At 66.0% G+C, this 13021-nt stretch carries 14 protein-coding genes; 13 read left to right on the forward strand and 1 reads right to left on the reverse strand.

Annotation, left to right across the window (positions count from 1 at the left end):
- Positions 1-51: 51 nt before the first annotated feature.
- The 8 genes from pstS to DES52_RS01275 all read left to right on the forward strand — a co-directional run bounded on the left by pstS (position 52) and on the right by DES52_RS01275 (position 7503).
- On the forward strand, positions 52-1089 hold the full coding sequence (gene pstS, locus DES52_RS01240) for a phosphate ABC transporter substrate-binding protein PstS (protein ID WP_110884936.1): 1038 nt from the start codon (positions 52-54) through the stop codon (positions 1087-1089).
- A 139-nt stretch (positions 1090-1228) separates the two neighbouring features.
- Positions 1229-2206 carry a phosphate ABC transporter permease subunit PstC gene (gene pstC / locus DES52_RS01245; protein WP_110884937.1) on the forward strand — a complete coding sequence of 326 codons (978 nt, stop codon included), beginning with the start codon at positions 1229-1231 and terminating at the stop codon, positions 2204-2206.
- Positions 2203-3066 carry a phosphate ABC transporter permease PstA gene (gene pstA / locus DES52_RS01250; protein ID WP_110884938.1) on the forward strand — a complete coding sequence of 288 codons (864 nt, stop codon included), beginning with the start codon at positions 2203-2205 and terminating at the stop codon, positions 3064-3066. Before pstC ends, pstA begins: the two co-directional genes overlap by 4 nt.
- 19 nt (positions 3067-3085) lie before the next feature.
- Complete coding sequence (gene pstB, locus DES52_RS01255; RefSeq protein WP_110885179.1) at positions 3086-3844, forward strand: phosphate ABC transporter ATP-binding protein PstB; 759 nt, start codon at positions 3086-3088, stop codon at positions 3842-3844.
- 265 nt (positions 3845-4109) lie between these two features.
- Complete coding sequence (hisB, locus tag DES52_RS01260) at positions 4110-4694, forward strand: imidazoleglycerol-phosphate dehydratase HisB (RefSeq protein ID WP_110885180.1); 585 nt, start codon at positions 4110-4112, stop codon at positions 4692-4694.
- On the forward strand, positions 4691-5323 hold the full coding sequence (hisH, locus tag DES52_RS01265; protein ID WP_110884939.1) for an imidazole glycerol phosphate synthase subunit HisH: 633 nt from the start codon (positions 4691-4693) through the stop codon (positions 5321-5323). Before hisB ends, hisH begins: the two co-directional genes overlap by 4 nt.
- A 46-nt stretch (positions 5324-5369) precedes the next feature.
- Positions 5370-7241 (forward strand): 1,4-alpha-glucan branching protein GlgB, encoded by a 1872-nt coding sequence (glgB, locus tag DES52_RS01270; RefSeq protein ID WP_110884940.1) that lies wholly within the window; start codon positions 5370-5372, stop codon positions 7239-7241.
- 10 nt (positions 7242-7251) lie between these two features.
- Positions 7252-7503, forward strand: coding sequence for a hypothetical protein (locus DES52_RS01275; RefSeq protein WP_110884941.1), 252 nt, complete (start codon positions 7252-7254; stop codon positions 7501-7503).
- A gap of 4 nt (positions 7504-7507) precedes the next feature.
- On the opposite strand, the gene DES52_RS01280 is transcribed toward DES52_RS01275, so the two are convergent.
- Positions 7508-8347 (reverse strand): DUF1206 domain-containing protein, encoded by an 840-nt coding sequence (locus DES52_RS01280; RefSeq protein WP_110884942.1) that lies wholly within the window; start codon positions 8345-8347, stop codon positions 7508-7510.
- A gap of 130 nt (positions 8348-8477) precedes the next feature.
- On the opposite strand from DES52_RS01280, the gene prfB reads away from it, so the two are divergent.
- The 5 genes from prfB to DES52_RS01305 all read left to right on the forward strand — a co-directional run bounded on the left by prfB (position 8478) and on the right by DES52_RS01305 (position 12998).
- Positions 8478-9573 (forward strand): peptide chain release factor 2 gene (gene prfB / locus DES52_RS01285; protein WP_110884943.1). Its coding sequence is split into 2 segments (ribosomal slippage): positions 8478-8522 and positions 8524-9573, totalling 1095 coding nucleotides; the frame shifts between segments, so codons are not numbered across the junction.
- Positions 9574-9679: 106 nt separating this feature from the next.
- A complete protein-coding gene (gene nth / locus DES52_RS01290; RefSeq protein WP_110884944.1) occupies positions 9680-10327 on the forward strand; it encodes an endonuclease III in 648 nt (215 codons plus the stop codon).
- Positions 10327-11553, forward strand: a complete 1227-nt coding sequence (locus DES52_RS01295; RefSeq protein ID WP_110885181.1) for an MFS transporter — start codon at positions 10327-10329, stop codon at positions 11551-11553. Before nth ends, DES52_RS01295 begins: the two co-directional genes overlap by 1 nt.
- A 90-nt stretch (positions 11554-11643) precedes the next feature.
- Entirely contained in the window at positions 11644-12363 is a 720-nt protein-coding gene (locus tag DES52_RS01300; protein WP_110884945.1) for a zinc ribbon domain-containing protein, read from the forward strand.
- Complete coding sequence (locus tag DES52_RS01305; RefSeq protein WP_170130834.1) at positions 12360-12998, forward strand: class I SAM-dependent methyltransferase; 639 nt, start codon at positions 12360-12362, stop codon at positions 12996-12998. The genes DES52_RS01300 and DES52_RS01305 overlap by 4 nt, the downstream gene beginning before the upstream one ends.
- Positions 12999-13021: the final 23 nt, after the last annotated feature.

Below are 13021 nucleotides of genomic sequence, written 5' to 3' on the forward strand. Positions count from 1 at the left end.
GGACGCGGACACCTGACGAAGCGCTGACAAGCATGCACGAAACTTCGCGCCATGAAGAAGATGCTGACTTTGGTCCTCGTCGTCGCCTCGGCGGGCGTCGCTTCCGCCCAAGCGAGCCTCACGGGCGCGGGCGCCTCGTTCCCGTTTCCGCTGTATTCGAAGATGTTCGCCGAGTACAAAAACACCAAGAACGTCACCGTCAACTACCAATCGGTCGGCTCGGGCGCAGGTCAGCGTCAGATCAAGGAGCGCACCGTCGACTTCGGCGCGTCCGACACGCCCGTGTCGAACGACGACCTCGGCGCGTACCCCGGCAAGCTTCTGCACGTCCCGACCGCGCTCGGCGCGGTCGTGCCGATCTACAACATCCCCGGCGTGGACGCGAGCCTCAAGTTCACGGGCGCGGTGCTCGCCGACATCTACCTCGGCAAGATCAAGCTGTGGAACGACGCCGCCATCACCAAGCTCAATTCGGGCGTGAGCATCCCGGCGCTTCCGATCACGGTCGTGCGCCGATCGGACGGCTCGGGCACGACGGGCGTCTTCACGGACTACCTGTCGAAGGTCAGCCGCGACTGGAAGTCCAAGGTCGGCTCGGGCACCGCCGTCAATTGGCCGGTGGGCATCGGCGCGCGCGGCAACGAAGGCGTGTCGGGCACGGTGCGTCAGACGCCCGGCGCGATCGGTTACGCCGAACTCGTGTACGCGCAGCAGAACAAGATCGACTTCGGCAGCGTCCAGAACCGCGCGGGCAACTTCGTGAAGGCTTCGGAAGCCGCCGTCACCGCCGCCGCCAAGGCGGTGACGCTTCCCGCCGACACGCGCGTCTCCATCACCAATCCGCCCGCGACGGCCGCCAACGCCTACCCGATCTCGTCGTTCACGTACGTTTTGGTGTACCAAGACCAGAAGTACGCGGGACGCACGAAGGCCCAGGCGCAAGCCCTCAAGGACTTGCTGAGCTGGATGGTCACGACGGGTCAGCAGTACAACGAGCCCCTCAACTACGCCGAGTTGCCCGACAACGCGCAAACGCGGGCGCGCAACATCATCCGCTCGATGACGTTCGGCGGCGAGCGCCTCAACTGAACGTTCGTCGAAGGCGGCAAGGGTCGCCTCGACCCTTGCCGCCTTTTCGTCGAGCGCTTCTCGTTCGCCGCTCGGCTGACGATTCCCTGACAAAAGCCGTGTGAACTGAGCGCAGCCTCAAAGGGAGGCCACTGTTCCCATGACGAAAACCTTGAACTCCAAATCGGCCGTTTCTCGCACCTCCTCGAGAGGAGACGGGCCTTTTCGCGCGGTCGTCATCGCCTTGTCGTTCGTCATCGTCGGCGCGTTCGTCCTCGCCGTGCTGCAACTTGGCGGGCAGGCGCTGCCCGCCCTGCGCGCGTTCGGCTTGACCTTCCTGACGCACGTCGGATGGGACCCCGTGGCCTTGAAGTTCGGCGCGGCGAGCTTCATCGTCGGAACGCTCGTCTCGGCCTTCGGGGCGCTCGTGCTCGCCGTGCCGCTCGCGCTCGCCGCCGCGATCTTCGTGACGGAGTACGCGCCGAGGTGGCTTGCCGAGCCCGTGTCGTACCTCGTGGAGCTTCTCGCCGCCATTCCCAGCGTCATCTACGGCCTTTGGGGCGTGTTCGTGCTCGTACCGATCTTGCAAAAATGGCAAATCGCGCTGTTCGTCGACAACGCCTCGCCGGGCGGTCTCCTGCCCAGTCCCGCGCTGAACTGGCTCGTGCCGACCGCCCCGACGGGGTTCGGGCTTCTCACGGCGATCCTCATCCTCGCGATCATGGTGATTCCCTACACCGCGTCCGTCGCGCGCGACGTCATTCGTCTCGTGCCGCAAGATCAACGCGAAGCGATGTACGCCCTCGGCGCCACGAAGTGGGAAGTCGTGCGCACGGCCGTGCTGCCGTACGCTCGCGCGGGCATTTTCGGCGGCGTCATCCTCAGCTTGGGACGCGCGCTCGGCGAAACCCTCGCCGTGACGATGGTCATCGGCAACACCACGAACCTCCCGAGGAACATCTGGGACTCGACGGCCACGATGTCGTCCATCATCGCCAACGAGTTCGCCGAGGCCGCGCGCGGCCTGCACCTCTCGAGCCTGCTCGGAATCGGCCTGCTGCTGTTCGTCACCTCGGTCATCGTGAACTACCTCGCGCGGCTCATCATCGCGCGCCTCACGCCCAAAGGAATTCGATGACGACCACGCTGGCCCGTCAAGATCGCCTCGCCCGCAGCCGCTCCACCCGCAAGGTCACGAACGTCGTCGCCGCGATCGTCATCGGCCTGGGCACCCTCATCGTCCTCGCGCCGCTCTTCTGGATCCTCGGGTACCTGCTCGTGAACGGGCTCGGCGCGATCAACCTCGACTTCTTCACCAAAGACCCCGCGCCGGCGGGCGAGTCGGGCGGCGGACTTCGCAACGCCATCGTCGGGACCTTGCTGCTCATCGCGATCGCCTCGGTGGTCGGCGTGGTGGTCGGCGTGGCGGGCGGCGTGTTTTTGTCCGAGTACCGCGCGCACAAGCTCGTGCCGCTCATCCGCATGGTCTCCGACGTCATGGCGGGCATCCCGGCGATCGTGCTGGGCCTCGTGTCGTACGCCCTCGTGGTGCTGCCGATGGGCCGCTTCACGGCCTTGTCGGGCGGCGTCGCCCTGGGCTTGCTGATGATCCCGATCGTGGTTCGCACGACCGAGGAGGTGCTCAAGCTCGTGCCCGTGTCGGTGCGTGAAGCGGGCCTCGCGCTCGGCTTGCCGCAGTGGCGCGTCATCTGGTCGGTCGTGCTGCCGTCCGCGCTCGGCGGCATCATCACGGGCGTGATGCTCTCGGTCGCGCGCGTCGCGGGCGAAGCCGCGCCCCTGTTGTTCACGGCCTTCGGCAATCCGAACCTCAGCGTCGATCCGTTGCAGCCCGTGCAAGCCTTGCCGCTTTCCATCTACCAGTACGTGTCGAGTCCGTTCGAGGAGTGGCACCGCCTCGCGTACGCGGGCGCCCTCGTCCTGATCGTCTTGATCTTCGCGACGACGCTGCTGACGCGCCTCGTCGCGCGCCGCAAGTGAATCTCGAAAGGTGACCTTGATGCAATCCATCTTGTCTTGCAAGAACGTCGACATCCACTACGGCGCGAACCACGCCGTCAAGAACGTCTCCATGGACGTCGTGCCCGGCACGGTGAACGCCCTCATCGGGCCGTCGGGCTGCGGCAAGACCACTTTCCTGCGCGCCCTCAACCGCATGCACGACCTCACGCCGGGCGCACGGGTCACGGGCGAGATCCTGCTCGACGGCGAGAACATCTACCGCCCCGACGTCGACGCCGTCGCGATTCGTCGGCGCGTCGGCATGGTCTTCCAAAAGCCCAACCCCTTTCCGACGATGAGCGTCATGGACAACGTCGTGTCGGGCTTGCGCCTCGCCGGAATGAAGAACAAGGACCAGCTCATGGAGGCGTGCGAACGCGCCTTGCGGCAAGCCGCGCTGTGGGACGAAGTCAAGGACCGCCTCAAGTTGCCCGGCTCCAGCTTGTCGGGCGGGCAGCAGCAGCGCCTGTGCATCGCGCGCGCCCTCGCCGTGCAACCCGAGATCCTGCTCATGGACGAGCCGACGTCCGCGCTCGATCCGCAGTCCACGGCGCGCATCGAGGACCTCATGGCGGATCTCAAGAAGGTCACGACGATCATCATCGTGACGCACAACATGCAACAGGCGGGCCGCGTCTCGGACACGACGAGCTTCTTTCTCAACGGCGACATGGTCGAGCGCGGCCCGACGTCCGACATCTTCGTGAGTCCGCGCGACGAGCGCACCGAGGCCTACATTCGCGGCCGCTTCGGTTGAGCGGACCGCGCCTTCACACGCCTCGATCCGGATTCGAACGCGGCGTACCCCTTCGAACCATCCACGGCCTTCTCGCGCGTGCGGCGTCACCTCGGGGGTCTCGGGAATCGGGTTTCCGAGGTGGGGGCGCGTCGGGGATGACGCGAGGCAGACGGGGCGGGGTCACCTCGTGAGCGCCGCCGTGCGCCTCGAGGTGCGGTCGACGTCGAGACCGCGAACGGAATCGGGCGCCGCGCCGTAATACACTGCGTCCGTGACCAGCGTCCTGACTCGTACCGCCACCGTCTCGCGCGACACGAAGGAAACGCAGATTCGCGTGTCGATCGACCTCGATTCGCCGGGAGGGACGGTCCGCACCGGGCACGGCTTCCTCGACCACATGCTCGACCAGCTTTCGCGCCACGGGCGCCTCGGGCTGACGGTCGAGGCGACGGGAGACTTGCACATCGAGCCGCACCACCTCGTGGAGGACACGGGCATCACCGTGGGGCAAGCCCTCGGCGAAGCGCTCGGAAAGCGCGTCGGCATCGAGCGTTACGGCAGCGCCTTCGTTCCGATGGACGAGACGCTCGCGCACGTCGTCGTGGACCTTTCGGGGCGGGCGCACCTCGCCTTCGAGCCCGAGAAGCTCGACGTGTGGGGCGCCGCCGGGAACTTCACGCACTACCACTTGCGCGAGTTTCTGCGCGGCTTGTCGAACCACGCGGGCATGACGCTGCACGTGCGTCTCCTCGCGGGCCGCGAAGCGCACCACGTCATCGAGGCGATCATGAAAGCCTTCGCCCGCGCGTTGCGCGACGCGGTGAAGGTCACGAGCGACGAGCTCGCGAGCACGAAGGGGCTGCTGTGACCACCTTGCTCCTCGATTACGGCGCGGGAAACATCCGAAGCGCCCACAAAGCCTTGTTGCGCGCGGGGCTCGACGCCGAGGTCACGAGCGATCCCGCGCGGCTATCGAACGCCGAGGCGATCGTGGTGCCCGGCCAAGGGCACTTTCGGCAGGTGATGGACGCCTTTCGATCGTCGGGCTTCGAGGATCCGCTGCGCGCCGCGCTCGCGAGCGGCACGCCGCTGCTGGGGATCTGCGTCGGGATGCAGTTGTTGTTCGAGGGCAGCGAGGAAGCGCCCGGCACGCCCGGACTGGGCTTGCTCAAGGGCGTCGTGCGCCGCTTCGAAGGGGATCTCAGCGTGCCTCAGATGGGCTGGAACTCCGTGGACAAGGTCGGAGACTCTCCCCTGCTCAACGACGTGCCGTGCCCCGCGTACGTGTACTTCGCCAACTCGTACTACGTGGGCCTCGACGCGGACGTCGAGGCGGGCGGCATCTCCGAGTACGGCGTGCCCTTTTGGAGCGCCGTGTCGCACGGCAACGTCCACGCGACGCAGTTCCACCCGGAAAAGAGCGGCCCGGTGGGCCTCAGCATCTTGGAGAGCTTCAAGCGAAACGTCGTCGAAAAGCGGCGAACAGCACTTGAATGAACGTTCGCGTTTTGTGAGACGGCGCCTCACGCCTTAATCTGAGCGCATGTCGATTCCCGCGGTTCCGAGTTACCTCGATTTCTGGAGTCTCGCGTCGGGCGAGAACGTTCGGCCCGACTTGATTCTCGGCGCGCACGTCACGACCGAGGACGGCGTGTCCGGCGTGCGCTTCGCGTGCTGGGCGCCGAACGCGCGAACGGTCGCCGTCGTCGGGGACTTCAACGGGTGGAATCCTTTCGTGCATCCCATGCAGCGCCACGATCTGGGCTTTTGGCACGTGTTCGTGCCGAACGCCGAGCACGGGCAGCTCTACAAGTTCGCCGTGACGGACCAAGCGGGCCGAACGGTGCACAAGAGCGATCCGTACGGGCGCTTCATGGAGCTTCGCCCCAACACGGCGTCGGTCGTGTGGAGTCCCGAGCCGTTCGAGTGGACGGACAACCACTGGATGGCGACGCGCACGCACGCGTACGACGCCCCGATGAGCATCTACGAGGTGCACCTCGCGTCGTGGAGCAAGCGCGAGGACGGCTGGTATCTCGATTACCGCGAGATCGGCCATCGCCTCACCGCGTACGCGGCCGAGCTCGGCTTCACGCACGTGGAGCTCATGGGAGTGCTGGAGCACCCCTTCGACGGTTCGTGGGGCTATCAGGTGACGGGCTACTACGCGCCGACGTCGCGGCACGGCACGCCCGAGGATTTCCGGTGGATGGTGAACCACCTGCACGAGAACGGCATCGGCGTGATTCTCGACTGGGTGCCCGGCCACTTTCCCACCGACGAGTCGGGCCTCGCCCATTGGGACGGCACGAGCTTGTTCGAGTACGCCGATCCGCGCAAAGGCTACCACCCCGACTGGAACACGTACGTCTTCGATTACGGCCGCAACGAGGTCGTGTCGTTCCTGATGGGCTCGGCGCTGATTTGGCTGGAGGACTACCACGTGGACGGTTTGCGCGTGGACGCCGTGGCGAGCATGATCTACCTCGACTTCTCGCGCAACGAGTGGATTCCGAACGTGTACGGCGGCCGCGAGAATCTGGAGGCGATCTCGTTCATGAAGCGCCTCAACGACACCGTGCACGGCCGCAATCCCGGCGCGATGATGATCGCCGAGGAAAGCACGGCCTTTCCCGGCGTGACGTGGCCGACGCCCGCCGGCCTCGGCTTCGATTACAAGTGGGCGATGGGTTGGATGAACGATACCCTCGCTTACTTCGAGAAGGACCCGATCTACCGTCAGTTCGAGCACCACAAGGTCACGTTCTTCAACGTGTACCGTCAATCCGAGCACTTCATCTTGGCGATCAGCCACGACGAGGTCGTGCACCTCAAGAAGTCGATGGTCGGCAAGATGCCCGGCAATTGGTACGAGCAACGCGCGGGCCTGCGCGCCTTTCTCGCGCTGCAGTGGGCGACGCCCGGCAAGAAGTTGCTGTTCATGGGTCAGGAGTTCGCGCAAGGACCCGAGTGGAACTTCGCCGAGGGCTTGCCGTGGTACGTCCTCGACCACGCCGAGCACGCGGGCGTTCAGCGACTCGTGCGCGACCTCAACCACCTCTACCGCGACTTGCCCGCTCTGCACAAAGGAGACCACGAGCAGACGGGGCAGCGCTGGCTCGGCTCGGACGACGCCAGCAACTCGGTGTACAGCTTCTTGCGGTGCGATCCCACGTCGGGCGCGTACGTGGTCGTCGTGGCGTCGCTCACGCCCTTGTACCGCGAGCAGTACAAGATCGGCGTGCCCGAGGCGGGACGGTACAAAGTCGTTCTCAGCACGGACGCGCGCGAGTACGGCGGGTACAGCACGTACGAAGGCGACCTCACGGCGGTCGAGGGCGCGTGGCACGGACAACCGAACCACCTGCGCCTCAACCTCGCGCCCAACTCGGTGCTGTACCTCGTGAAGGAGTGACGAGCCGTTCGTGAGCGCCCCGAGACCGCGGCCGAGTCCTTTGCAGGCGTTGAATCTGCTGCTGCTGGCCGCTTTGGCCGTGCTGCTGCTGATGCCGCTGCTGGGGTTCGGCTTGCCGTCCTTGGCGCTCGTGGCGTCACTGCTGGCGGCGCGGCTCGTGATTCAGGTGCTGCGGGCGCGCAACGAGCCGCAACTTCGGCGCCCCGGCGCCTGGATTCTCGACGGGGCGCTGATTTTGCTGTTGCTGAGTCAACGGGCGTGACGCGTTAGGCGACGCGAATGCGGCGGTAGCGGCCCTGAGCGACCGCGTACGCGCCGTACGCGATCACGCCGAGCGCCACGACCACGAGCAACCACGGTCCGACGGGCGCGCGCTCGAGTTCGCGCAGGGCGTCGGCGAGCCCGCCCGCCTTGCTGGGGTCGTTCGTCCACGCCGCTTGGATCAGGAAGACGCCGAGCAAGCCGAAAACCGTGCCGCGCGCCGCGATGCCGACGCGGCCCGCCTTGCGAATGCCGTCTTGCAATTTCGGGTCGAGGCCCGTAACGTCGATGCGCTTCATGAACAACGCCTTGTACGCGACGTACAACTGATTGCCCGCCACGGCGAGAACGCCCAAGCCGATGAGCGCCACGAGCCACTCTCCGAAGGGGCGCGCCATGAGTTGCGCCGTCCATTCGTCCTGACTGCCGCCGCCGCTTCTCGACGCGCCGATGCCCGCTCGACCCATCGCGTACAACGCCAAGCTGACGTACGCGATCGCGCTCAAGAAGAACCCGATGCGCTTCACGATGCCTTTGGCGCCGTGTCCTTGATGCTCGGGGTCGAGCACGGCGCGCACGAGTTGCCACAGCGCGTAGCCGATCAAGCCGAGCCCCAGCACAACGAGCAGAAACTGGCCGAACGGCGCGTCGCCGAGTCGGGCGAGCGCGCCGCGCTGATCGGTCACGCGGCCCGCGTCGAAGGCGGCGCGCAGGGCCAGCACGCCGACCGTGCCGTAGATGACGCCCTTGCACACGTACCCGAAGCGGGCGAGTCGTTCGATCCAGGGAGCGACCTCGTGCGCGGCCGACTTTGCTTGCTCTTTGACCTTGTGTCCGACGTTCATGACTTCAGCATGCGAAAGTGGCCGCGCGGCGGTGTTCAAGGTTGCTGAAGATCTTTTCGGGCTTCAAGGGCGTCTGAACGCGTCGATGCTCTATAATTCCTGATTAGCGCCGTTTGAGCGCGGAGGGCTTATGCAAGAACTGTTGGAAAAACTGGCCGCCCTCCGGGAGTATCTTTGACATTCCCGGCAAAGCGCGCCGACTGAACGAACTCGACCACATGCTCGAAGACCCCAGCCTCTGGAACGATCCGAACAAGGGTCGTCAAGTGTCGCAGGAGGCGAACTCCGTGCGGCGGGTGGTGGAAGGCTACGAGCGCCTCAAGAGCGACGCGCAGGGCCTCGCGGAGATGATGGAGATGGCGTCCGACGAGGAACGCGAGATGCTGCTCGAAGAGCAGGAATCCATTCAGCATCGCGTCGACGACCTGTACAAGGAAACGTTGTTCACGATGAAGCACGCGGACGCGCCCGCCATCGTGAAGGTCAAGAGCGGCGCGGGCGGTACCGAGTCGCAAGACTGGGCGGGCATGCTGCAGCGCATGTACATGCGCTGGGCAGAACGGCACGGCTTCAAAGTAGACCTTCTCGACGAGCAGGCGGGCGAGCAGGCGGGCGTCGTGAGCGCCGAATTCATCGTTCGTGGCGATCGCGCCTTCGGCATGATGGTGCCCGAGCACGGCGTGCACCGCCTCGTGCGCGTCTCACCGTTCGACTCGAACAACCGCCGCCACACCTCATTCGCGTCCGTGGACGTCGTGCCCGAGGTGCCCGAGCAGGAAATCGACATCGTCGTTCCAGACTCGGAGGTGCGCGTCGACGTGTACCGTTCGCAAGGCGCGGGTGGTCAGGGCGTCAACACGACGGACTCCGCCGTGCGCGTGACGCACTTGCCGACGGGCCTCATCGTCGCCATCCAGGTGACGCGCAGCCAGATCAAGAACCGCGAGATGGCCTTCCAAATCCTCAAGCAGCGCCTCTACGACATGGAGATGCGCAAGCGCGAGGAAGAGGACGCCAAGGCGCGCGGCGAGCAGAAGAAGATCGAGTGGGGATCGCAAATCCGCTCGTACGTCCTCGACAAGCAGTACATCAAGGACCACCGCACGGGACTCATGCGCCACGATCCATCGAACGTCCTCGACGGCGACATCGAGGACTTGCAGTGGGCAGGGCTCGAGTGGCTGGCGGGCAAGCGCGTGACGGAAACGGCGGACGTCGAGGAGTAACCGTGTGAATCGGGGCGGGTGTGGCATCCGCTCCTTCGCTTTGTCTGTGGAGGGCGTGAAGTAAGCCGTTTGGCGAGTTTCGAACTCTCGGCGGTAAAATTCGACGGTGAACGCCCTGCCCGAGTCTTCTTCGCACCGCGCAAGCGCGGTGCTTTCTTTGTTAGAGGGCCTGTATCCCGACGCTCGCACGGAATTGGAGTTCAAAAGCCCCTTCGAGCTTCTCGTGGCGACCGTGCTGTCGGCTCAAGCGACCGACAAGAGCGTGAACGCCGCGACGCCGGCGCTGTTCTCGAAATACCCGACGGCCTTCGAGCTCGCTCAGGCATCGCCCGAGGACGTGGAGCCCCTCATCAAGACGATCGGGCTGTATCGTAACAAGGCCAAGAACCTCGTCGGTCTCGCCATCCGGCTCGTGGAGCGTCACGGCGGTCAAGTGCCGAACGACTTCGACGCCGTGACGGCCTTGCCGGGCGCGGGACGCAAGACGGCGAACGTCGTGCTGTCGAACGCCTTCGGAGTCGCGGCGATCGCGGTGGACACGCACGTGGGTCGTCTCTCGCGTCGGTTGGGCTTGAGCGAGCACACCAATCCTGACAAGGTGGAACGCGACCTTCAGCGGCTCTTTCCGAGCGAGCGTTGGACGTTCTTGCATCACGCGCTGATCTTGCACGGACGCCGCGTCTGCCTCGCGCGAAAACCGCTGTGCGGCGAGTGCCTCATCGCGTCGGTGTGTCCGCGAATCGGGGTGGCGTGATGGCCACGGCCGAACGAGCGCGCGTCAACTTCCGCTTCTCGCCGCAAGCGTGGCTGTACCTCGCGAGCGCGTTCACCTTCGGGTTGGCGCAGGCGCAACTTCAGCTGTTCTTGAACTTCTACCTCGGGGCGCTCGGGCTGGGGTCGGCGTGGCAAGGATTCCTCAACGCGCTTCCGGCGCTCACGCTCGTCGTGGCGGGCATTCCGGCGGCGGCCCTCGCGCGTCGCGTCGGCTACGCGCGCACGTTGCAGCTCGGCGCGTTCTTGTCGACCCTCGGCTTCGTGTTGCTCGCCACGGCGCGCGGACCCGCGCTCGCCGTGACGGGGGCGCTCGTGCAAGGAATCGGGGCGGCGTTCAGCGTCGTGTCCGGAGCGCCCTTCTTGGCGGGACACTCCGAGGAGCGCGAGCGCGTGACGCTCTTCAGCGTGCAGACGGCCCTCATGACGGGCGCGGGCTTCTTGGGGAACATGGTGGGCGGTCAAGTGCCCGAGTGGTACGCGGACGTGTTCGGCGGTACGACGCGCGATCTCGACTCGTTGCGCGCGGCCCTGCTCGCCGGCGGTGTGTTTCAGCTTCTGGGCCTCTTGCCGATCGCGTTCCTGAGCGGCAGCAAGACGGGCATTCGCTCGGAAGGACGCACCTTGAGCGTCAAGAACAAGGGGTTGATGTTCCGACTCGTCTTGCCGAACTTGCTCGTGGGCCTCGGAGCGGGCGCGACGATTCCGTTCCTGAACATCTTCATCGAGGGGAAGTTCGACGTGTCGTACGCGTCCCTCGGGCAGCTCTTCGCCTGGACGAGCCTCGCGACGGCGGCGGCGGTGATGGTACAGCCGTGGCTGGTGCGGCGTTTCGGACGATTGAGGAGCATCCTGATCGTACAAGGCGGCAGCCTGCCCTTCTTGGCGATGCTGGGCTTCGCGCCGAGCCTCGCGTTCGTCACGGCGGCCCTGTTCACGCGCGGCGCCCTCATGAACGCGGCAGGACCGGTGTACACGGCGTACGCGATGGACGAACTGCCCGAGGAGGACCGAGGCGTGTACTCGGCCGTGAACACCATCGCGTGGGATCTGGGTTGGGCGGCGTCGAGCCTCGCCAGCGGCTTCGTGCGCGCCGCGCTTCCGTTCAACGCCGCGTTCGACGTGCTGTTCGCGAACACCCTCGTGATGTACACGCTGAGCGTCGTCGCGATCTACGTGCTGCTGTACCGCCGAGCGAGGCGTTCGTGACGCGAAACGTCCGCCCCGCCGAAGATCGATCTTCGTAGTGTGAACGTTGACTTCGGAGGTTCGCTCGCAAATGCGTTTAGACTGTGCGCAATGAACGGCAGTGGACCCCTCGACCGCCTGCATGAAGTGCAGCAGCTCGACCTGCAACTCGACGAGTTGACGGCGGGCGAACGTGACGTGCCCGAGACGCTTCGCAGCGCCCGTGGCGAGCAAGAACGCATCAACAACGCGCTGGAGGACGCCGAAATCGAACTCGAAGGCGTCGAGAAGAACGTACGCCGCTTGGAAAGCGATCTCGCGACCACCAAAGACCAGCTCGCGCGCACGAGGGCCGAGCAGGACAAGAACGCGTTCGACGCCAAGGCGCAGGTGCAGTACCAAAACCGCATTCAGCAACTCGGCGACCGCGTGACGGAAACCGAGGAGGGTCTTTCGCCGCTGTACGAGCGCCGCAGCACCCTGGAGGCGACGCGTCAGGCCCTGCGCGGGCAGCACCGCGACCTCCGGCCGCGCATCGGAGCGCTGGAGCAAGACGACGAGGCGCGCGTGGGAGCGCTGCGCGAGCAGGCCCGCAAGATTCGCGAGGAGCGCGACCAGCTCGCGTCGGGCGTCGAGTCGCGCCTGCTCAAGGAGTACGAGCTGATTCGCAAGCAGAAGCGCGGTCTCGGCCTCGTGGAAGTGCAAGGCGGACGCTGCTCGGGCTGCAACATGCAATTGCCCGTGACGGTGCAACAACGCGCCGCGACGGGCAAGCTTCCGGCCGTGAAGTGCCCGTCGTGCGGACGGTTCTTGTACAAGCCGCACACTTGAGCGAACCCGACGTGACCGAGCGGGACGTGTGGAGCGCGTGGGCGGACGTTTGGCCCGCGCGTCGCCGCGAACGTGACGGCGTGGTGGACGAGGCGATCCTCGCGTTCGCGGCTCGGCACCTCGCGGGGCGCGTCCTCGACGCGGGATGCGGCGACGGCGCGTACACGTCGGCGCTTCGTGCGCGGAGCTTCGACGTCCTCGGCGTGGACGTCACGCCCGAGTTGCTGACGATCGCGCGCGCGCGGCACCCGGACCTTCGCTTCGAAGAGGCGAGCCTCGCGCGGCTTCCCTTCTCGGACGCGGCCTTCGACTCGACCTTCTGCCTCACCGTGCTGGAGTGGGCGGCCGATCCCGTGGCGAGCTTGCGGGAATTGAGGCGCGTCACGGCGGGACCGCTCGTCTTGGGAGTGTTGGGAGCGGGCAACCGCACGCGAGACGTGCATCTCGCCCGCTTTTGGGGCGGGTCGCCCATGAACGGCTTGCTGCCGTGGGAGTTGAAGCTGTTGTGCGAACGCGAGGAGCTTGGCGTCAAGGACGAGCTCGGAGTGTCGAGAAGCGGCGTGGAGACGGGCGGGCGCGACGCGATGACCCGGGCGATGATCTGGCTGTTGGCGTGTGAGCCAAGCGGCGGATGACGGCGGACGCGCACCCGTGTTCT

It is taken from the genome of Deinococcus yavapaiensis KR-236 (assembly GCF_003217515.1).
Classification (GTDB): domain Bacteria; phylum Deinococcota; class Deinococci; order Deinococcales; family Deinococcaceae; genus Deinococcus_A; species Deinococcus_A yavapaiensis.

Bases quoted from the DNA above. Each gene is read 5' to 3' on its own strand.
- pstC (WP_110884937.1), top strand. From the start codon at position 1,229: ATGACGAAAACCTTGAACTCCAAATCGGCCGTTTCTCGCACCTCCTCG.
- pstS (WP_110884936.1), top strand. From the start codon at position 52: ATGAAGAAGATGCTGACTTTGGTCCTCGTCGTCGCCTCGGCGGGCGTC.
- DES52_RS01295 (WP_110885181.1), top strand. From the start codon at position 10,327: ATGGCCACGGCCGAACGAGCGCGCGTCAACTTCCGCTTCTCGCCGCAA.
- DES52_RS01280 (WP_110884942.1), bottom strand. From the start codon at position 8,347: ATGAACGTCGGACACAAGGTCAAAGAGCAAGCAAAGTCGGCCGCGCAC.
- DES52_RS01300 (WP_110884945.1), top strand. From the start codon at position 11,644: ATGAACGGCAGTGGACCCCTCGACCGCCTGCATGAAGTGCAGCAGCTC.
- pstA (WP_110884938.1), top strand. From the start codon at position 2,203: ATGACGACCACGCTGGCCCGTCAAGATCGCCTCGCCCGCAGCCGCTCC.
- pstB (WP_110885179.1), top strand. From the start codon at position 3,086: ATGCAATCCATCTTGTCTTGCAAGAACGTCGACATCCACTACGGCGCG.
- glgB (WP_110884940.1), top strand. From the start codon at position 5,370: ATGTCGATTCCCGCGGTTCCGAGTTACCTCGATTTCTGGAGTCTCGCG.